The organism is Paraburkholderia sp. BR10936 (assembly GCF_040965735.1).
GTDB lineage: Bacteria > Pseudomonadota > Gammaproteobacteria > Burkholderiales > Burkholderiaceae > Paraburkholderia > Paraburkholderia nodosa_A.
Window position 1 is genome coordinate 187,842 of sequence record NZ_JBFRCM010000002.1, and the last position, 18,688, is coordinate 206,529.

The 18,688-nt window shown below is 63.7% G+C and carries 18 protein-coding genes; 5 read left to right on the top strand and 13 right to left on the bottom strand.

From position 1 onward, the window contains the following. Positions 1–286 precede the first annotated feature (286 nt). Positions 287–580: an H-NS family nucleoid-associated regulatory protein gene (locus AB4Y36_RS04260; protein ID WP_069261447.1), complete on the bottom strand. Its 294-nt coding sequence runs from the start codon at positions 578–580 to the stop codon at positions 287–289. A 105-nt stretch (positions 581–685) separates the two neighbouring features. After that, positions 686–913 carry a hypothetical protein gene (locus tag AB4Y36_RS04265; RefSeq protein WP_069261448.1) on the bottom strand — a complete coding sequence of 76 codons (228 nt, stop codon included), beginning with the start codon at positions 911–913 and terminating at the stop codon, positions 686–688. A gap of 384 nt (positions 914–1,297) precedes the next feature. Between AB4Y36_RS04265 and AB4Y36_RS04270 the strand changes: the two genes are divergently transcribed. Next, positions 1,298–2,548: a helix-turn-helix transcriptional regulator gene (locus AB4Y36_RS04270; protein ID WP_368682387.1), complete on the top strand. Its 1,251-nt coding sequence runs from the start codon at positions 1,298–1,300 to the stop codon at positions 2,546–2,548. A 16-nt stretch (positions 2,549–2,564) separates the two neighbouring features. On the opposite strand, the gene AB4Y36_RS04275 is transcribed toward AB4Y36_RS04270, so the two are convergent. Both AB4Y36_RS04275 and AB4Y36_RS04280 read right to left on the bottom strand, forming a co-directional pair. Then, positions 2,565–2,786, bottom strand: coding sequence for a hypothetical protein (locus AB4Y36_RS04275; protein WP_368604959.1), 222 nt, complete (start codon positions 2,784–2,786; stop codon positions 2,565–2,567). Positions 2,787–2,944: 158 nt separating this feature from the next. Then, positions 2,945–3,577: a BON domain-containing protein gene (locus AB4Y36_RS04280; RefSeq protein ID WP_368682388.1), complete on the bottom strand. Its 633-nt coding sequence runs from the start codon at positions 3,575–3,577 to the stop codon at positions 2,945–2,947. Positions 3,578–3,770: 193 nt separating this feature from the next. On the opposite strand from AB4Y36_RS04280, the gene AB4Y36_RS04285 reads away from it, so the two are divergent. Further along, the gene (locus AB4Y36_RS04285; RefSeq protein ID WP_368682389.1) at positions 3,771–5,171 is read left to right on the top strand and encodes a GntP family permease; all 1,401 of its coding nucleotides are present in this window, start codon (positions 3,771–3,773) and stop codon (positions 5,169–5,171) included. Between the two features lie 88 nt (positions 5,172–5,259). Here the strand turns inward: AB4Y36_RS04285 and AB4Y36_RS04290 are convergent, their stop codons facing one another. Then, positions 5,260–6,459, bottom strand: coding sequence for a succinylglutamate desuccinylase/aspartoacylase family protein (locus tag AB4Y36_RS04290; protein WP_069261453.1), 1,200 nt, complete (start codon positions 6,457–6,459; stop codon positions 5,260–5,262). A 589-nt stretch (positions 6,460–7,048) separates the two neighbouring features. Between AB4Y36_RS04290 and AB4Y36_RS04295 the strand changes: the two genes are divergently transcribed. After that, positions 7,049–8,236, top strand: coding sequence for a DUF2235 domain-containing protein (locus AB4Y36_RS04295; RefSeq protein ID WP_368682390.1), 1,188 nt, complete (start codon positions 7,049–7,051; stop codon positions 8,234–8,236). 39 nt (positions 8,237–8,275) lie between these two features. Here AB4Y36_RS04295 and AB4Y36_RS04300 read toward each other — a convergent pair whose 3' ends face one another. The 6 genes from AB4Y36_RS04300 to AB4Y36_RS04325 all read right to left on the bottom strand — a co-directional run bounded on the left by AB4Y36_RS04300 (position 8,276) and on the right by AB4Y36_RS04325 (position 14,481). Continuing rightward, positions 8,276–8,995 (bottom strand): ABC transporter ATP-binding protein, encoded by a 720-nt coding sequence (locus AB4Y36_RS04300; protein WP_368682391.1) that lies wholly within the window; start codon positions 8,993–8,995, stop codon positions 8,276–8,278. Then, positions 8,995–9,762, bottom strand: coding sequence for an ABC transporter ATP-binding protein (locus tag AB4Y36_RS04305; protein ID WP_368616514.1), 768 nt, complete (start codon positions 9,760–9,762; stop codon positions 8,995–8,997). Before AB4Y36_RS04305 ends, AB4Y36_RS04300 begins: the two co-directional genes overlap by 1 nt. Next, the gene (locus tag AB4Y36_RS04310) at positions 9,759–11,033 is read right to left on the bottom strand and encodes a branched-chain amino acid ABC transporter permease (protein WP_368682587.1); all 1,275 of its coding nucleotides are present in this window, start codon (positions 11,031–11,033) and stop codon (positions 9,759–9,761) included. Before AB4Y36_RS04310 ends, AB4Y36_RS04305 begins: the two co-directional genes overlap by 4 nt. Before the next feature lie 39 nt (positions 11,034–11,072). Continuing rightward, complete coding sequence (locus tag AB4Y36_RS04315) at positions 11,073–12,020, bottom strand: branched-chain amino acid ABC transporter permease (protein WP_368682392.1); 948 nt, start codon at positions 12,018–12,020, stop codon at positions 11,073–11,075. Between the two features lie 40 nt (positions 12,021–12,060). Beyond that, on the bottom strand, positions 12,061–13,305 hold the full coding sequence (locus AB4Y36_RS04320; RefSeq protein ID WP_342946916.1) for a branched-chain amino acid ABC transporter substrate-binding protein: 1,245 nt from the start codon (positions 13,303–13,305) through the stop codon (positions 12,061–12,063). A gap of 204 nt (positions 13,306–13,509) precedes the next feature. Further along, positions 13,510–14,481, bottom strand: coding sequence for an AraC family transcriptional regulator (locus AB4Y36_RS04325; RefSeq protein ID WP_069261459.1), 972 nt, complete (start codon positions 14,479–14,481; stop codon positions 13,510–13,512). 99 nt (positions 14,482–14,580) lie between these two features. Between AB4Y36_RS04325 and AB4Y36_RS04330 the strand changes: the two genes are divergently transcribed. Continuing rightward, positions 14,581–15,825, top strand: coding sequence for a DUF1479 domain-containing protein (locus AB4Y36_RS04330; protein WP_368682393.1), 1,245 nt, complete (start codon positions 14,581–14,583; stop codon positions 15,823–15,825). Between the two features lie 7 nt (positions 15,826–15,832). On the opposite strand, the gene AB4Y36_RS04335 is transcribed toward AB4Y36_RS04330, so the two are convergent. Next, positions 15,833–17,569, bottom strand: a complete 1,737-nt coding sequence (locus AB4Y36_RS04335) for an ATP-binding protein (RefSeq protein WP_368682394.1) — start codon at positions 17,567–17,569, stop codon at positions 15,833–15,835. 174 nt (positions 17,570–17,743) lie between these two features. Further along, positions 17,744–18,079, bottom strand: coding sequence for a response regulator (locus AB4Y36_RS04340; protein WP_069261462.1), 336 nt, complete (start codon positions 18,077–18,079; stop codon positions 17,744–17,746). Positions 18,080–18,408: 329 nt separating this feature from the next. Here AB4Y36_RS04340 and AB4Y36_RS04345 point away from each other — a divergent pair, with 329 nt between their 5' ends. After that, the gene (locus AB4Y36_RS04345; protein ID WP_368682395.1) at positions 18,409–18,684 is read left to right on the top strand and encodes a hypothetical protein; all 276 of its coding nucleotides are present in this window, start codon (positions 18,409–18,411) and stop codon (positions 18,682–18,684) included. Positions 18,685–18,688: the final 4 nt, after the last annotated feature.

The window sequence follows — 18,688 nt, forward strand, 5'->3', positions numbered from 1 at the left end:
TTCGCGCCGCGTTGGCAAAGGTGAGCTTTTACAGGACCTCGATGCGAGCGCACCGTCGACAGCTTCGTGCACCCGCCGCGCTCGCGAGACGCCCCCGTTTTCACGAGAATTTCCTTTCGCCACAGACATGCAAGCGCTGCGTGAGCGTCCTGGTCCCGCTCGTTGCGGCATGCCGCTGCGCGCCGCGCGGGACCTGAGGTGAGCTTTTTCGGGACTCGATACGGTGCGGCCGTCTCGGCGGGTGCTGCGCATCCCCTGGTGCAACGGCCTGGCAGGAATTGGCCCGTTATTCCTTGATGAGGAAGCGTTCGCGGTTCTTGCCCGCCAGCCAGCCCGGCGCGCGGCCACGGCCGCTCCAGGTCTCGCCGGTTTTCGGGTTCATGTAGCGGGCCGGCAGCGCCTTCTTGCGCGCGGGGCCTGCACGTCGGCTCGTGAAGCCCAGTTCTTCCGCGGTGATGTCGTACTCCGCGATTTTTTCCTTGATCTCGGCGATCGCCTGGTCAATTTCCTTTTCACGCGCCGCAGCCACTTCCTTGTGAAGCTTCTCCAGCTGGGCGGTCAGTTGCTTGTAGCTCGGCATGAAAACGCATCTCCAGTTCGGTCAAGAGAGTGCCATTGTGACCGGTTTGGAGCCCGTGCGACGATGCAGGCGCGCATTTTTACAACGCTATCGCAAACGTTGGCGTTACCGTTCGCGTTGCCCAAGCGATTCGTGCGACAGACGGCTTTCGAGCGCGCGCAGCGCTTCGTTGAGCCGCTTCACGCGCTGCACCTGCGAAGGCACGAGGTTCTCGCCGGAAACCGACTCGAGCCGGCCGCGCCAATAAGAGAGCGGAATACGGTCGCGCCCCGAGAGCCGCCCGATGATATGTTCGAGATGCTCAATGTCCTTTTCGAGTTGGTGATGATTCATCGCTGCCCCCGGTAATGACAAGTTTTATCGAGCGCGCACAAATAGCGCGCACTCACTTTCGTCGCATCGCCGCTTTTCCGCACGCCGCGGATAATCGGTCGGTTTGGTAATCGCGCCGGCTGACCGTGCTAAATGCACGCCGCAGCGGATTGACTGCTTTTGTTCGTACTGTCAGACCAGAATAAAGCCAGCGCGACCGGCTATCCGTTGGATACCGCACGGAATTCCAGAGGCCGCTCGTCCACGCTCGCGGTTGTATCCGCATCCATATCGAAAGGCAGATTAACGGGGGCTATTGCGCCTGTATATTCCTCAATTGTGGAACGCTATGCGGAGCGCATTTTGCTGCCATCAGTCTTTCACAATACGAACAACGAGAATGGCGTGAAAACAAACGAATCACAATACGATCGCCTGCTGCACCTTATTTACGACACCCTCGATAATCCTTGCGCCTGGAAGGATTTTTGCGCGCAATTGCGCGAAGCGACTGGAGTGGCGTCAGTTCATCTGTATGCCTTTGACCGGCAGCGCGATCTATTTTCCTGGAGCGACGGTTTCGCACTCACCGGCGCGGAACCGCTGGAGCGCATCCGGCCGCTGTACCGCGACGATGCGCGCCTGGCATGGCTGCGCGCTTACCCGCCGGGCAAGTGGCTGATTTGCGGCATCGAGCTCGACTGCGCGGACGGCGACTGCTCAGCCGGGTTCGAGCTCTGCCCGCTCGAGGCAGGCCATCGCTACGCGGCGCTGTGCAAGCTGATCGAACAGAACGGGCTCGCCGTTATGCTCGCGTGCCGCGTGGACGCCCAGGCCGGGCCGCTCCCGGGCGAGCACCGCGAACTGCTCGAGCGGCTCACGCCGCACCTCGTGCGCGCGGTGCGCCTGTACCTGCGCCGCTTTGCCTTGAACGCCGACACGCTTGCAAACCGCTCACGTCCGCCAGCCATGCTCGTGAGCGCGCTGGGCGAGGTGCTCCATAGCAACGAGGCCGCCCAGCGGCTCCTGAAGGCGACCTCGCTCGTGCGGGTGCGCGGTCGGCGCATCACGCTCGCGGCGCCCTATCACGCGCGCCTGCTCGAGGACATCGCCGTGAGCGAGGCGCGCCTGCGCAACCGCATGAGCGGCGCGCGGGCTGCGGCGGCGCGCTTTCGCGCGTTGCGTATCGTAGGGGCCGCCGACGGCACGCTCGCGCCGGATGCGCCCGATGCTGCGGCCGCAACGGACCCGCACGGCCAAACCCATGATGGGCGGGGCCGCGCGCAGGCCTCGGCGAGCCAGCAGGAGGTGCTCTACGCGTTCTACAACGTGGTGACGGCCGACGACGCCTCGGCCGCGGAATTGCGCGCTTTCGCGGCGCTGACCTTCTATCACCCGCGCTCCGCGCCGCTGGTCGACGAGCGGGTACTCGCGACGGCCTTCGATCTCTCGCCGGCCGAATGCCGTATTGCGCTGCTGCTTGCGGAAGGTCTCACGCAAAAGGAAATCGCCGCGCACGTCGGCGTGAAGCACGACACCGTGCGCAAACAATTGCAATCGATCTTTCAGAAGACGGCGACGCGCCGCCAGCCCGACCTGCTGCGCCTTTTGCTGAACCTGCCGGCGCGCGGACCGAGCGCCGCCGCCGAGGGCTGAGCGGGGCGCGAGAGGCTTATTGGGCCTTGCGGCAGGCGAACACGAGCGTGTAGTTGCCGTTGTCGGTCGAGGTCGCGACGGTGTCGTAGCCTGCGCCGGCGCAGCGGGCACGCGCCTGCTGCGCGCAGGAATCGCGATCGCCCGAGGCCGGGCATTGCACCTGGATCGTCGGACGGCCGTCCGACAGGAACAGCGGCGGGCCGCTGCTGCACGCAGCCAGCCCTGCGATCAAGGTCAACGCACACGCCGCGAACGGCAATCTGTGCAAACGGAACAACGACGAACCAGGACGAGTCATTTGGAGCACCCCAACGGGCTTCTAGTTTTTCGACGTTGCGATTGTGCCACGCCGCGAGCCATGTGCGATGCATCGCCGCGAGCGCCGCGTGCAAGCGCTCAGGGCGCGGTCGAGAGCGTCTTGTACGGCAGCGCGCCCTGCGGGTCCGAACTCACGCGTACGAAGACCTGCTCGACGTCGGGAATCGCGGCGAGCCGGCGCTCGAGCGCCGCACTGTCGAAGCCGGGGCCCGCGCAGCCCTCCGCGTAGACGAAACGGCGCTGCACCGTGATCCAGATGCTCGTGCCCGCAAACAGGGCATCGCCTTGCAGTTGCTGGCGAATCGCCGCTGCAATGTCCGCATCGTAAAGATACGAGTTCGGCTTCGAGCACTTGTGCGCGAGCCAGCAGGTCGTGCCGCGCTCCACGCGATAGTGGGCGTCGTCGTCGGCTTCGGCTTTCGTCATCAGCGGGCCGAGCGGCTGCGGACAGGCGCTGATCGCGTTCGACAGCGCGAAGAACGGGTCGTTGTACCAGTTCTTGCGCTGGGTATCCGGCGCGTTCGTCGTGTTCTCGGCCTTTGAGCCGGGCGCGGAAGCGCCGGCTTGCGATCGTGCGAACGCTGCGCCCGCCCAAATGCCCGCCCAGATGCCCGCGAAAACGCCCACGCAAACAAGCGCCGCCGCAAGCCGCGCTGTCTGCACCGCCCGCACGCGCCACGCACCTGGCCCGCCATTACCGATTGCACTCATCGACTGGCACCTCTGCGGCTCGCTCTTCTGCGCAACGATAGGACCGAGCGGCCACGCTCGCAATAACGAGATAAATCCTTTCGTTACAATCGCTGCGACGCACCACGGCCTCGCCGCACGAAAGGACGCAGCGAAAGCCATCACACACGCAGCAAGCTGAATCGCGCAACGCGATCGATCCGCAGGAGACTCCATGTCGTTTGTTATCGTTCTCGCCGCCCTCGCGTTCCTCATGCTTGCCGCGTACCGCGGCTACAGCGTGATTCTCTTCGCGCCCATCGCCGCGCTCGCCGCGGTCCTCCTCACCGAACCCGCCGCTGTTGCACCCGTCTTTTCGGGCATCTTCATGGAAAAGATGGTGGGCTTCGTGAAGCTCTACTTTCCTGTGTTCCTGCTCGGCGCGGTATTTGGCAAGGTGATCGAACTATCGGGATTTTCCGAGGCAATCGTGCACGCCGCCATCCGCTATATCGGCCGCTCGCGCGCCAACGCCGTGATCGTCGCCGTCTGCGCGCTGCTCACGTACGGCGGCGTTTCGCTCTTCGTAGTGGTGTTCGCCGTCTACCCGTTCGCCGCCGAACTCTATCGCCAGAGCGATATTCCGAAGCGCCTCATGCCGGGTGCCATCGCACTCGGCGCCTTTTCGTTCACGATGGATTCGCTGCCCGGCACGCCGCAGATCCAGAACATCATTCCCACGACGTTCTTCAAGACCACCGCGTGGGCCGCGCCTGCGCTCGGCGTGACCGGTTCGCTCTTCATCGTCGTGGTGGGCCTCTCGTACCTCGAATGGCGCCGCCGCAGCGCGATGTCGAAAGGCGAAGGCTACGGCACCTCGCTCCTGAACGAACCGGAACACGTCAAGACCGAACACCTGCCCAACCCGCTGCTCGCCGTCGCGCCGCTCGTGCTGGTGGGCGTGGCGAACTTCCTGCTCACGCACTGGATTCCCGTCTGGTACGGCGACACCGTGACCGTGCCGCCCGAAGTGCTGCCCGGCATTCATACGCCGGTCACGGCCACCGTCAAGCAGGTCGTGGCGATCTGGGCGGTTCAGGGCGCGTTGCTCGCGGGTATCGTGCTCGTGATCGTCACGGCGTTCGGCCGCGTGAAAGACCGCTTCGCGAACGGCACGAAGGCGGCCGTGGCCGGGGCGCTGCTGGCTTCGATGAATACCGCCTCGGAATACGGCTTCGGCGGTGTGATTGCGGCGCTGCCCGGATTCATCGTCGTGAGCGATGCGCTCAAGAGCATTCCGAATCCGCTCGTGAACGCCGCCGTTTCGGTGAGCGCGCTCGCGGGTATCACGGGGTCGGCATCGGGCGGCATGAGCATCGCGCTCGCGGCCATGTCGGATCTCTTCATCAAAAACGCACAGGCAGCGCATATTCCGATGGAAGTGCTGCACCGCGTGGTGGCCATGGCCAGCGGCGGCATGGACACGCTGCCGCACAATGGCGCGGTCATCACGCTGCTCGCGGTTACGGGGCTCACGCACCGCGAGTCGTATCGGGACATTTTTGCGGTGACGGTGATCAAGACGCTGGCCGTCTTCTTCGTCATCGCCGTGTACTATGCGACGGGGATTGTTTGAATTTCTTTCTCCGGAAACTCAAGTTGCAGCGTGTCCATATCTTCTGAAACAAGGGCGGCAAACCCGTGCCGCCCTGCCCGCCCCGATTTCATTCAGAAAAGTCCTCCGGAATTTCCTTTGCCGCGCTCTGATAAAGAATCATCACGAGCGGAATTCTGGGCTCTGCCGTGGCGTCGGTTCGTCGTCCCGTCACCTCGCCCGTGACTTCGGTCGTATACTCCGCGACCACTTCGCCAAAGGTATTGCGCTGGATTGCCACTTTCTGGCCCGCGTTGACCTTGTCATTGACTTTGACCAGCAGTTCGACGAATCCACCGTGCGTCGACATGACTGAGTGGCCGCTGTTGCCGACGAAGGTCCCGACGTCTCGCCCAGTGCGCCCCATCGGACCCGATACGATGTTGTAGCGCTTGAGCACGTTCATCGTGCCTTCGACGAACGACGGAATCATGTCGAAATCGAAAACGCGCGCGGAACCGATCTCGGGCGTGATTGCGGGAATCCCCACGTTGATGAATGCATTGGCAAGCAGCGTGGGATAGGCGGGGTTGTCGAAGATCTGCTTGATCGGAAAAAGCTCCGCCATGGCTCGCGCCTCCGGCAATTCCATTCTGGCCAGATTGAAGGACGTCAAATCCATGCCGGTCGTGGCCGTATGAAAATCGAGTGCGTAGTCGGTGTTCGGCCTCAACAGCCGGTTGAACAGCAGTCCCGCATGCCGGCTCGGCGCGCTGCCGCCATTCTCGTTGCCCGGCCATTCGCGGTTGATGTCGATGAGGCCGATTCCAAGTGCGGAATTGGGCCATCTGCGCTCCATGGCCTCGAGCGCGGGGCGCGATACGTCGAGCACTGCCAGCACGGTGCCTGACATCTGCGCGGGGTCGAGCTGGCTTATCACGCTGTGGATGGTATGCACGGGGCTCATTTCATCGCCATGCACCCCGCTGATCAGCGCGACGCGCTTGCCCGGCTTCGCACCGTGGACAACGATCACCGACACATACCAGTTCTGCCCCGTCGGCATTTGCACGCCCTGAAAGTAGAACTTGTGTGTCTTGCCGCGCTCGAGGTCGCCGACGTCGAGCGCGCTGATGACCTTCTTTGCCTGGATCACATCGCCGGTATAAACCGTCCCCGTCCCTTGCGGGCCCCCGGCGGTCGGCGCATTGGCGCCTTGGGCATTTGCGGCCTCGCTTTGCGAGACCAATGCGGATGTTGCGCCGACCAGCGCAACGGCCTTCTTCATGAAGTCGCGACGAGCGACAACATCTTCCGATTCGTCTTGCATGATGGCGAGGTCCTGACGTAGTGGGAGAGATCAGTCAACGGCGCCTCACGGATTACCGGTTACCGCGAATGGCATTGCGATAATGCCGGCTACGCTGGCGGCCGCCAGGCACTCTGTGGGGACTCGTGCCGCCGCCGAGTACGGCGACTGTCGGTCAGTTCAGAACATCTGCTAACGTCTGCATTCGTTTCCGACTAGTGACTTCGAACAGGCCTGCTGCTCAGCCCTTCGAAGCTCGCCGCCAAAACCGCGCTCCCGCCTTTCGCACGTCTGCGAGGGCGCGTCGACATGCATTCTCCCCCGAAGCGCGGAAGCTTGCTTCCCCCATGCGAAAGCGCCCTCAGAGCAGTTCAGCTGACCCGCCGGGGCCCCTGCGGCCCACTTCAGCACTGCCGCCCCTGTCGTACGTGCGCCTTCGTACATTCCTGACCTCGCAATCCGGAACGCAGAAGCTATATTTGTAGACCTGATGTTCGGCACGCGCATCGCACGCCATGCCGCATCGGCTGAGTTAACGCACCGGACAATAATCAGGATAGCGAACAAATGTTCCGTGGATAGCGACTGAATTGCCTGTGAGGAGCCGGCGATGTCCAAAACGATAGTCTTTTGCGCAGACGGCACGTGGAACGGCCCCGAAGATCCGGCAGGAAAAGGCGACGGTGCCGCGCCTGACGCCGCGGCAGGGTGCCAGCCGGGACTGACCAACGTATGCAAGCTTTTCGCGTGGCTCGATGGAAACCTGATGCCCGAAGGAAGCAACTGGGGTGGCCTCGAGATGGAAAAGGCGCTTGCAGACGCCAACGGCACACCCGTACAGATCGCGAAATACATTCACGGCGTCGGAAATTCCCAGCAACTGCTCGATAAAGTCGCTGGCGGCGCATTCGGGGTCGGCGTCGTCGCTCGAATCGCGCGCGGCTATACGTATATTTCGCGCAATTTCGAGCCCGGCGACGGCATCGTGATCGTCGGATTCAGCCGCGGCGCGTACACTGCGCGAGCCCTTGCGGGACTGATTGCGGGACAGGGTCTGCTTCGGCCGGATCTCGCCGCGATCGACGATCAGAAACGTTACGACACCGCGGTGGCAGCGTGGTATCGATGGAGACACGGCCACGAAACGACGTTCCAGAAGATCGCAGACGGCGTGACGGAGTTCTTGACGATCCATCGCGCCTTCTCCAACCCGAAGCCTTTGGACGCCAACTCGTTCGTGAACGCAAAAGTCACCGCCGTGGCGGTTTGGGATACGGTCGGTTCGCTCGGCATTCCCATCTACTACGAGGGTTCCGCCATCGATCTGTTCCGGTTCTGCGATCTGACGTTGAACCCGGACATTGGCCTCGGCGTGCACGCGGTTTCGCTCGACGAGCAACGCAGACCGTTCGAACCGACCTTGTGGAATCCCAACCCGAACGTGACGCAAGCGCTCTTTCCCGGCGGTCATTGCGATGTCGGCGGCGGCTACCCCGATCACGGCCTCTCCGACGGCCCGCTAGTCTGGATCGTCGACAGGTTGCAGCACACTGACGTGGGATTGAAGTTCGCCCTTCATCCGCCCGTTGCCGTGCAGTCCAACCCCTTGGGGCCGCGACACCGCGAATGGGTAGAGGACCGTGCCTGGCTGGCCGCCGGAGTGGGACCGCGGGCATTCCCGGCAGGCATGGTCGTCAACGACAACATACGGCAGCGGATGAACGGTCAACCCGAAGATCTTTTTGGAGCCAACGGCCAGCAGCCCAACTACTCACCGGGTAACTTGCCCGCACGCTAAGCGCAATGTCTTCCGCAGACCGAACGCTCGAAGCGCGCCCTACACTTCGAGCCATTCCTGGCGAACGCGCACATCGGCCTTCAACTGCTGCGGCGTCCCCTCGAACACGATCTGGCCGTGCCCCATGACGTACACGCGCTGCGAGATATCGAGCGCGATGGCCTGCTTCTGCTCGACGAGCAGCACCGAAATGCCGCGCGCCTTCAGCGTCTTCAGGTACTCGCCCACCTGCGCGACGACGAGGGGCGCGAGCCCTTCGGTCGGCTCGTCGATGATGATGAGGTCGGGGTCGCCCATGAGCGTGCGGCACAGCGTCAGCATCTGCTGCTCGCCGCCGGACAGCAGGCCCGCTGGCGTGTCCTCGCGCTCCTTCAGGCGCGGGAACATCCGGTACATGTCGTCGAACTGCCAGCGCGGCTTCTGGCGCGAACGGCTGCGCTTTTCGCCGAGCATCAGGTTCTGGCGCACGGTGAGCGTCGGGAAGATATCGCGGTTCTCCGGCACGTAGCCGATGCCCCGGTGCGCAACCTCGAAGGTGCGCAGTCCGCGCACTTCCTCGCCGCGCAGCAGAATCTGCCCCTCGCACCGCACGAGCCCCATGATGGCTTTGGCGAGCGTCGAGCGGCCCACGCCGTTGCGGCCGAGCAAGGCGACGATCTCGCCCTCGCCCACCTGCATCTCGACGCCCTGCAGGATATGGCTCTTGCCGTAGTAGGCATGCAGGTCGCGCACCTGAAGCATGGAATTCGCGGTCGCCATCAATGTGCACCTGCGGGTTCGTCCAGCGTGGTGCCCAGATAGGCTTCCTTCACGCGGCGGTTGTTACGGATGGCTTGTGGCGTGTCCGTGGCGATCACCTCGCCGTACACGAGCACCGAGATGCGGTCGGCGAGGCCGAAGACGACGCTCATGTCGTGCTCGACCATCACCAGCGTCTTGCCGACGGTGACCCGGCGAATCAGCTCCACCGCATGATCCGACTCCGAGCGGCTCATGCCCGCCGTGGGTTCGTCGAGCAGGATGACTTCGGCGCCGCCCGCGATCGTGATGCCGATTTCGAGGGCGCGCTGCTCGGCGTAGGTCAGCAGTCCGGCAAGCGTGTCGTGGCGGCCCTGCAGGCCGATCAGTTCGAGCACTTCTTCGGCGCGCTCGCGCGCGTCGCGCAATTGCTCGAGCCGATGCCAGAACGAATACCGGTAGCCGAGCGACCACAACACGGAGCAGCGCACATTCTCGAACACCGAAAGGCGATGAAAAATGTTCGTCACCTGAAAGCTGCGCGAGAGCCCCATGCGGTTGATCTTGTACGGCGGCAGCCCGCCGATCTCGACGCCGTTGAGTTTGACCGTGCCTGAACTCGGCGCCATGCGCCCCGAAATCAGGTTGAACGTGGTCGACTTGCCCGCGCCGTTGGGACCGATCAGCGCATGACGCTCGCCCTGCGCGATACTCAGGTCGACGCCGCGAATGATCTCGGTACGCCCGAAATTCTTGCGCACGTCACGCAATTCCAGTGCGGCCGTCATACGTTGCTCCCCGCGATTTCTCGTTGCACGCCCTCCCACGCGTCGCGCACCCGCGCGCCCGCGAGGCGTCCCGCCTGTGCGCCCACGGCCCACAGCACCGCGGCGACGGCCCAGGGCTTCCACGAAGCCGCATCGAAGTTCAGGCCGAAGAACGCCATGGCCGTGCCGTTGTCGCTATCGATCTGCACCTTGTAGACGAGTTCGACCGTCAGCACGAGCGCCGCAAGCAGAATCATCCCGGCGCCCAGCGCCGCCGCATAGGACGGCAGCATGCGATGCAGCTTGCGAGCCGCAATGAGAGGGACCTGCTTCATCAGCAGGCTCGACACGCCGCCCGGCACGTACATGACCACCAGCACGAAGAAAAGGCCGAGGTACAGCAACCATGCCGGCGTGAGATTGGATAACGCGACTGCGAACAGCACGAACAGGATCGAACCGATGATCGGCCCGAAGAAGAACGCCCCGCCGCCGATGAACGTCGCGAGCAGCACGCCGCCGGACTGTGCGGCGCCGACATTCTCCGCCGTCACGATTTCGAAGTCGATCACCGAGAGGCCGCCCGCAATGCCCGCGAAGAACGCCGAGAGGACCATCACGAAAAAACGTACGCGCTGCGTGTTGTAGCCGACGAATTCCGCACGCTCGGGATTGTCGCGCACGGCGTTGGCGATGCGGCCGAGCGGGGTCTGCGTCCATGCGTACATGGCGATCATCGACACGAGACACCACACCGCGATCAGGTAGTACACCTGGATCGCCGGGCCGTACGTGATGCCGAGCACCGCATGGCCAACCGTGCGATTGGTCGGCACCCCGCCTTCGCCGCCGAAAAAGCCGGGAAACATGAGCGAACTCGCCGCCACCATTTCGCCGATACCGAGCGTGATCATCGCGAAGGTGGTGCCCGACTTGCGCGTGGTCACGTAGCCGAACAGCACGCCGAACAGCATGCCGCCGAGTCCGCCGACCAGCGGCAACATCGAAACGGGCAACGGGAAATGGTTCGCGCCGATCTGGTTGAGCACATGCGCCGCCACGAATGCGCCGAGCCCGGAGTACACCGCGTGCCCGAACGAGAGCATGCCGGTCTGCCCGAGCAGCATGTTGTACGAGAGCGCGAAGATGATCATGATGCCCATCTGCGAAAGGAGCGCGATCGCGAAGCCGCTGGAAAACACGAGCGGCAGCACCAGCATGATGAGCACCGTGGCGCCCCAGATGATCCAGCGCAGCGAATGCGCGGACTGCAGCCATCCGTGGCGTTGCATGGCCGAACCGGCGCTGGCCTGAATGAGCGGTTTCATCGGTCAGCCCTCCCGCTTGCCGAGCAACCCGCGCGGTCGCAGGATCATCATGAGCACCATGAGCAGATAAGGCAGAATCGGCGCGACCTGCGAGACCGGCATGCGCAACAGCGACGAGAGCGTCGTGCTGTCCGTGACCGTCACGCCGACGAGTGAGAACAGATCGGAGAGCGAGGCATCGATCGTGACGGCGAAGGTCTGCATGATGCCGATCAGCAGCGAGGCGATGAACGCGCCCGGCAGCGAGCCCATGCCACCCACCACGGCGATCACGAATACGATGGTGCCGACCGACTCGGCCATCGAAGGCGACGTGACGAACGCGTTGCCGCCGATCACGCCGGCGAGGCCCGCCAGCGCGGCGCCGCCGCCGAACACGAGCATGAAAACGCGCTGCACGTTGTGCCCGAGCGCCTCGACCATTTCCGGGTGCGTGAGCGACGCCTGAATGACGAGGCCGATGCGCGTGCGCGTCAGTACCAGATACAGCGCCACGAGCATGGCGATCGAGATGAGCATCATGAAGGCGCGATACTTCGGAAACTCCGACGTGTACACCTTGAACAGCGCCCCGTTCAGTTCGGGCGGAATGGCGTACGGCACCGCGGCCAGCCCCCAGACCAGCTTGACGCCCTCCACGATCAGATACGACAGGCCGAAGGTGAACAGCAATTCCGCCACGTGCCCGAACTTGTGCACGGTGCGCAAGCCGAAACGCTCGACGAGCGCGCCGACACACGCCACGAGCACCGGCGCCGCCACGAGCGCGGGCCAGAAACCGATCTTGCTGGCAATGGTGTAGGCGAAGTAGGCCCCGAGCATGTAAAAGCTGGCGTGCGCGAAATTGAGCACGCCCATCATGCTGAAGATCAAGGTGAGGCCCGAGGAAAGCATGAACAGCAGCAGCCCGTAGCCGATGCCGTTCAACAGAGAGATGGTCAGGAATTCCACTGCCCGATGATCCTTGTGAAGTGTCGTAGCGAGAGCACGTTCAGCCCGGGCGCTTCATCTGGCAAGTGGTCGGCTGCGTTGCCGCGGTCGGCCCAAGCTGGACGTCGGTGCGCCAGCCATAGCCGGTGTTCTCCTGGTCGTACTTTACCGTTTTGCCGTCCGCCTTGGTCCATGTCGCGATCACGAGCGATTGCTGCGCCTGGTGATCGGCGGCGCGCATCGCGACCGGACCGTTCATGCCGTCGACCGTCATGCCCTCCATGGCCTTGGCCACCTTGACGGGATCGGTCGACTTCGTCGCGTTGATCGCCTTGCTCAGCATTTCGATGCCGGCATAGGCCGTGGCCAGGTAGTAGTCGTCGTTGTACTTCTTCTTGTAGCCCTCGATGATCTGCCCAACCACCGGCGGATTGTTCGCCGTGTTCGGGCCGAACACGCCCACGTACTTCACGTGGTCGGCGCCGGACGCGCCCATGGCGGTCGGCACGCCGGTCGTGCCCGCGTAGTAGGTATAGAAGTTGGCCGTCACGCCCGCGTCCTTGCTCGCCTTCACGAGCAATGCGAGGTCGCTGCCCCAGTTGCCCGTGATCACCGTGTCGGCGCCGGACGCCTTGATCTTGGTGGCGTAAGGCGAGAAGTCCTTCACGCGCGCGAGCGGATGAAAATCGTCGCCGACGATCACGATATCGGGGCGCTTGCTCTTCAGGTCCTCGCGCGCCACGCGCGAGACGTCGTGGCCAAACGAGTAGTCCTGATCGATGAGGTAGACCTTCTTGATGTCCTTGTCGCGCGCGAGGAACGTGGTGAGCGCATCCATCTTCATGTCGGCGTTGGCGTCGAAGCGGAAGTGCCAATAGTCGCACTTCGCGTTGGTCATGGCCGGGTCCACCGCCGCGTAGTTCAGGTAGACGATTTCCTTGCCCGGATTGCGCGAGTTGTACTTGGCGACCGCATCCTCCAGCGCGAGGCCCACCGACGAGCCGTTGCCCTGCACGATATAGCGGATGCCCTGGTCGGCGGCCTGGTTCAGCAGGGTCAGGCTCTCCTGCGGCGAGAGCTTGTTGTCGAATCCGACCACCTCGAACTTCGTGCCGTTTGCCCAGTTGTGCTCGTTGGCGTATTCGGCCGTGTATTGCCAGCTATGCAGCTGATTCGTTCCGAGCGACGCCATCAAGCCTGACAGCGGATCGATGAAGGCAATCTTGACCGTTTGCGCTTGCGCGGCCCCCGCTAACAACGCCGACGATACCACCGCACCAACCAGCAACGAGCGCAACATCCTCATGGACTGTCTCCTTTGTTTGGGCATTGCTTATCGAGCGTGAATTTTCTGTCCGACCGTGCGATTTTTCGCTATATCACCACATTCCAGACGCTAATGACAGCACTCCAGGGAAATCGCTGACGCGAGCCGGCATAGCGAGTCATTGCGACTGGCTTACGGTTAGCCTGGGTCCGTTGGCGATCGCTCAAGCGCGCGTTCGGGACCTCAGGCCCGGCGCAACCGGGGCTTGCCGCCCGCCATCCGCCGCGCAGGCTCGAGAGAAGGCGAGCGCTCGGTCAGCGCCGGCGCAGCATGATCGTCGTCGAGCTTTGCGCCCTTGAATTGCTGTCGATAGGCCACGGGCGTCAACGCTTTCGTGGCCTTGAACTGCCGGTTGAAATTCGCGGCGTTGGGAAACCCCGAGCGGGTGGCGATCACCGAGATGGGCATCTGCGTGTCGGTCAACAACCGGCAGGCATGGCCGATTCGCACCCGCGCGATGTACTGCCCCACGCTTTCGCCCGTGTGCTGCACGAAATGCCTCGTCAGCGTGCGTTCGGAAAGACCCGCGGCTTTGGCGAGCGTCGACAGCCGCAAGGGTTGCGCGAACTGCGTTTCGATCAGCGCAAGCACCCGGTTCAGCTGCTCGGGCTCGTAGCCCGACGACGCGCCAACGCGGCCTTCGAACGCGCTGGGCGTCGCCAGCTGGGTGGCAGGCACGTCGGTCAGCCAGACGAGGATCTCCAGCACGGCAGCCAGACGCCCGCGCGGGTCCGCAGACAAAAGACGGTCCAGATAGCCGCGCATCTGCGCGCCGGCGCCTTCTTCGAAGACCAGTCCGCAGGCCGCGCGGCGCAGCAGGTTGCGCAGGTTCGCGTATTCCGGGCAAACGTCGGCGAGGCGCTGAACCCAGCCGCCTTCGAACCAGATGACGATGGCAACCTGCGAGTCCGCCGGGTCGATCGAGCGATTGGACGACCAGGTGTGCGGCATGTCCGGCGGGACCAGGACGAGATCGTCGGCGCCATAAACGGTGACCGAGTCGCCGATATAGCGCTTGCCCTGGCTGTTCATCGTCAGCGTGAGTTCGTATTCCGGGTGGTGATGCCACTCGAACGGAATGCGCGGCAAGCGCCGGTGGTAAACCCGCACCGAACAGCGGCTACCAAAGTCGACGTGCTCGTACGCTGCTTTCATGGCCGAATCTACAAAAACATTGACTTGATAATATCACCGGCCAAAGCTGCGCCGGCGTACGCTCGCATCATTCGAAATCACCAGGATGGAGACAACGACATGGCTTTGCATATCGACGACCTGCCCGCGGCTATCCGCAAGGCCAAGCAGGAATTGCGGGAAATGCTGCCCAACTATCAGGCCGTGTTCGCCGAGGTCGAATCGGCCATGCACGAAGAGGCGCATCGCATCGCCCAGCTTCGCGACCGGGGTGAGCCCGTCATCCCCGAAATCGCGTTCGCGGACATCGTCGGCAACCGCGTGAGCGCGGAGCAGATCGCGCACGTGAAGGCGCGCGGCGCGTGCGTCATCCGCAAGGTCTTCGACCGCTCGCTCGTGGAGCGGTGGGACAACGACATTGCCGACTACGTCGAGCGCAACGATCTCGACCGCAAGCTGCTGCATCGCGCCGAAGACAAATACTTCGGCCAGTTGGCCTCGAGCAAGCCGCAGATCTACGGCGTCTACTGGTCGAAGCCGCAAGTGCTGGCGCGCCAGTCGCCGGAACTCACGCAGGCGCGCGTGTTCCTGAACCGGCTGTGGCGTACCGAGAGCGAAGGCCGCGTGCATTTCGACCCGGATCACGTGCCGGTTTATGCAGACCGGCTGCGCCGCCGGCCGCCCGGCTCCGGGTCGCTGGGACTTTCCGCGCACTGCGACGGCGGCTCAGTCGAGCGCTGGATCGAAGCGAACTTCCGCAAGGTCTACCGCCACGTGTTCACCGGAAACTGGCGCGACTATGACGCGTTCGATGCGGCGTGGCGCACCGCGGTCGAGGAGATTCCGTCACCCGCTGTTTGTTCGATGTTCCGTACGTTTCAGGGCTGGACGGCGCTCACGCAGCAGGGGCCCGGCGACGGCACGCTGCAACTCGTGCCCATCGCGAACGCGATGGTCTACATCCTGCTGCGCGCCCTGCAGGACGACATCCCCGACGACGACCTGTGCGGCGCGATGCCGGGCCGGGCGCTCTCGATCAAGCCGGAGTATCATGCGCCGCTTTTCCACGCGCTTTCTTCGATTCCCTTGATGCAACCGGGCGACACCGTGTTCTGGCATAGCGACGTGATTCATGCCGTGGAGGACGCGCACCGCGGCAAGGGCTACAGCAACGTGATGTACATCGCTTCGGCGCCGTCCTGCGCCAAGAACGACGCGTATCTCGCGCGGCAGCTACCGAACTTCCTCGAAGGCAAGAGCCCGCCGGATTTCCCGACGGATCACTTCGAAGTCGATTTCGTCGGGCGTGCGACGGTGGCAGACCTGACGCCGCTCGGACGCGTGCAGATCGGGCTGAAGCCCTGACCATGGGTCAATCGGTCTTGTTCAGCGCATTGCGTACCGCAACGGCAAGCTCGTCGTATCGATAGGGCTTGCTGATGAGCGCGACACCTTCGTCGAGCTTGCCGTCGTGGAAAATCACGTCGCGCGTATAGCCGGAGGCAAACAGGACTTCGGCGTAATACGGCGGCCCGCTCGCGATACGAGCTAATTCGCTGCTTCGCACCGTGCCCGGCGTCACGACATCCGTGAACAGCAGGTCGAAGCGCTGGCCGCTCTGGATCAGCTTGAGCGCGCTTTCGCCGTCTTGCGCGGAGACCACCTTGTAGCCGAGCTGGGCCAGCATTTCGATCGCGGCAATGCGAACGTCGGCATCGTCTTCGACGACGAGAATCGTCTCGCCGCCTCGCTCCTGTCTCGCAACGGTCGGCTTGTAAGCGTCGTATTCCGCTTCCTCGCTTCGCGGGAAATAGAGGTTGACGGTCGTGCCCTGGCCTTCTTCGCTTTCGATGAAGACGTGGCCGGAACTCTGCGCCACGAATCCGTGCACCATGCTCAAGCCCAGTCCCGTTCCCTGGCCCTCGGCCTTCGTGGTGAAGAACGGCTCGAACACGCGCGCTTTCACGTGATCGGGCATACCGCTTCCCGAGTCGGAGACTTGCAGGCGTACATATTCGCCCGCCGGGACGCCATCGCGCAGCGCCAGTTCGTCGTTGCCCGCATCGATGTTTGCGAGACAAACGCAGATGCGTCCGGGTCCGTCGATCGCATCGCGCGAGTTGATGACCAGATTCAACAGCGCACTTTCCAGCTGGCTTCGGTCGGCGCAGATATTCCAGCTTTCCTGCGCAGGCACGATGGCGAGTTCGATCGTCTCCGGCAACGTACGGTGAAGCATCTCGGCGATGCCTTCGACCAGCCGGACGGGATTCAGAACGGCCGGCGCGAGCGGTTGTCTGCGTGCAAAGGCCAGCAGTTGCGCGGCGAGTTTCGCGCCGCGCGACACAGCGTTGCTGACCGCCGCCACGCGCCGCTCGAGCGCGGCGTTGCCGCGCGTCGAAAGCTCGATGAGCTGCAGATTGGCGGAGATGACCTGCAGGACGTTGTTGAAGTCGTGCGCCACGCCGCCCGTGAGACTGCCGATCGCTTCCAGCTTTTGCGCCTGACGCAGCCGTTCCTCCATTGCCACGCGCGCCCCCACTTCCTCGGCGACGCGCTGCTCGAGTGTCTGGGTCAGTTGCAGCAGCGCGTCTTCGGCCACCTTGCGCTGCCTCTCCGCCAGGATTTTCGCGGTCGTTTCGAACACGATCGCAATGACGCCGGCCGGCCGTTCGTCATCTTCGAAAACCGGGCTGTAGCTCAGGTCCATCCAGACGTCTTCGGCGTGCCCCTCGCGATACAGCACGAGTTGCTTGTCCTGGAAGGCCAGCGTTCCGCCGGCGAGGCACGTATCGACGACATTGCGGTTGAACGCCGCCACCTCCGGCCAGCCGGTTTCGACCGGTTTGCCGAGCAGGAACGGATGCCGGCTGCCCGCGAAAACCGCGTAGGCGTCGTTATAGACCATCGTGCCTTCGTGTCCCCAAAGCATGACGAGCGGAGAAGGCGAGGCGAGGAGCATATTGATCGCGGCGACGAGGCTCGCCGACCACGTTTCGCGAGGGCCGAGCGCCGTGTCGCTCCAGTCGAATGCGGCGATGCGCTCGGCCATTTCGCCCGGCCAGCGGTTCGAGGGGCGCGCGATTGGCGGTGGAACTTCCTTGTTCATGACGCGACTCGGCTCCCAGGAGACGCTGGTGGAGATCGGAACTGCGAGGCTCGTGGAAATTCGAGGCTGCGCACGAGTCAGACGCTGCGCGCAATTATTGTTCCGGCTCCCGACGGGAGCCTGGACCGCCACAAAGGGTAGCCGGCGCCAAAGCGGCAGTCGGTCAGAGCGGCGTCACAGGCAGGCCAGCAAGTCTTCGAGCCGCACCGGTTTCGTCAGACATTTTTCGAAACCGGCTGCCGCCGCCCTGGCCGTGATATCCGGGTCGACGTGTCCCGATAGCAGAACGTACCGGGTATGTGACAGAGCGGGGTTGAGCCGAAGCTGCCCCACCAGTTCGCCGCCGCTCATGTCGGGAAGCTTCCAGTCCACGAGAGCGAGCTCGGGAAGGAACGACCCGGCAACGAGCAGGGCCTCTTGTCCATCGGCGGCGCATCGGGCTTGATGACCTTCGAACTCGACGAGCGCCGCGAGCGCATCTGCGACGTCGCGGTTGTCATCGACCAGCAAGATTCGTTTTGGCATCGGGCACAAAAAAATGGCAGGAGAGTGAGCGCGACACAGGCAGAACCCGCACCGCGATTCGCCTTCGAGTGTACCCGGATTCCGCCTATGACAAGCGCCCGCGCCATCTCACGCCAGGGTCGGAGTCCCGCATGCTCCATCACGCGAATTTCCTCGTTGTACTGAGCAATGTGCTTTGCTCCGCGACAACGCGGCAAGTGCTTAACTCGTTGTTACCAATCTCGCAGCGCCGTTGCACCTGTGTCAGAGGGGGGCGCCTAGACTCGGAACCGTGCTCATCAAAAAACGCACGCAGCGTGCGAAGGAGTGGCGATATGAAGAGGACGATTCTCGGCCTGGTCCTGGGCGCAACGGCGTTGGCGGCTTCTACCGCTGCATTGGCCCAGGTGGATGTGGCCGTGGGCGTTGGCGTGCCAGGCGCGGCCTATGCGGCGGCTCCCGTCCAGACCGACTGGCGGGGCGACGACGACTGGCGCGCGCGGCGTTGGCGGGAACACGAATGGCGCGAGCACGAACGGCGTGAGCATGAATGGCGCGAGCGGCAGTGGCGCGAACGCGAATGGCACGACCGGGACCGTTGGAACTACTGACCCG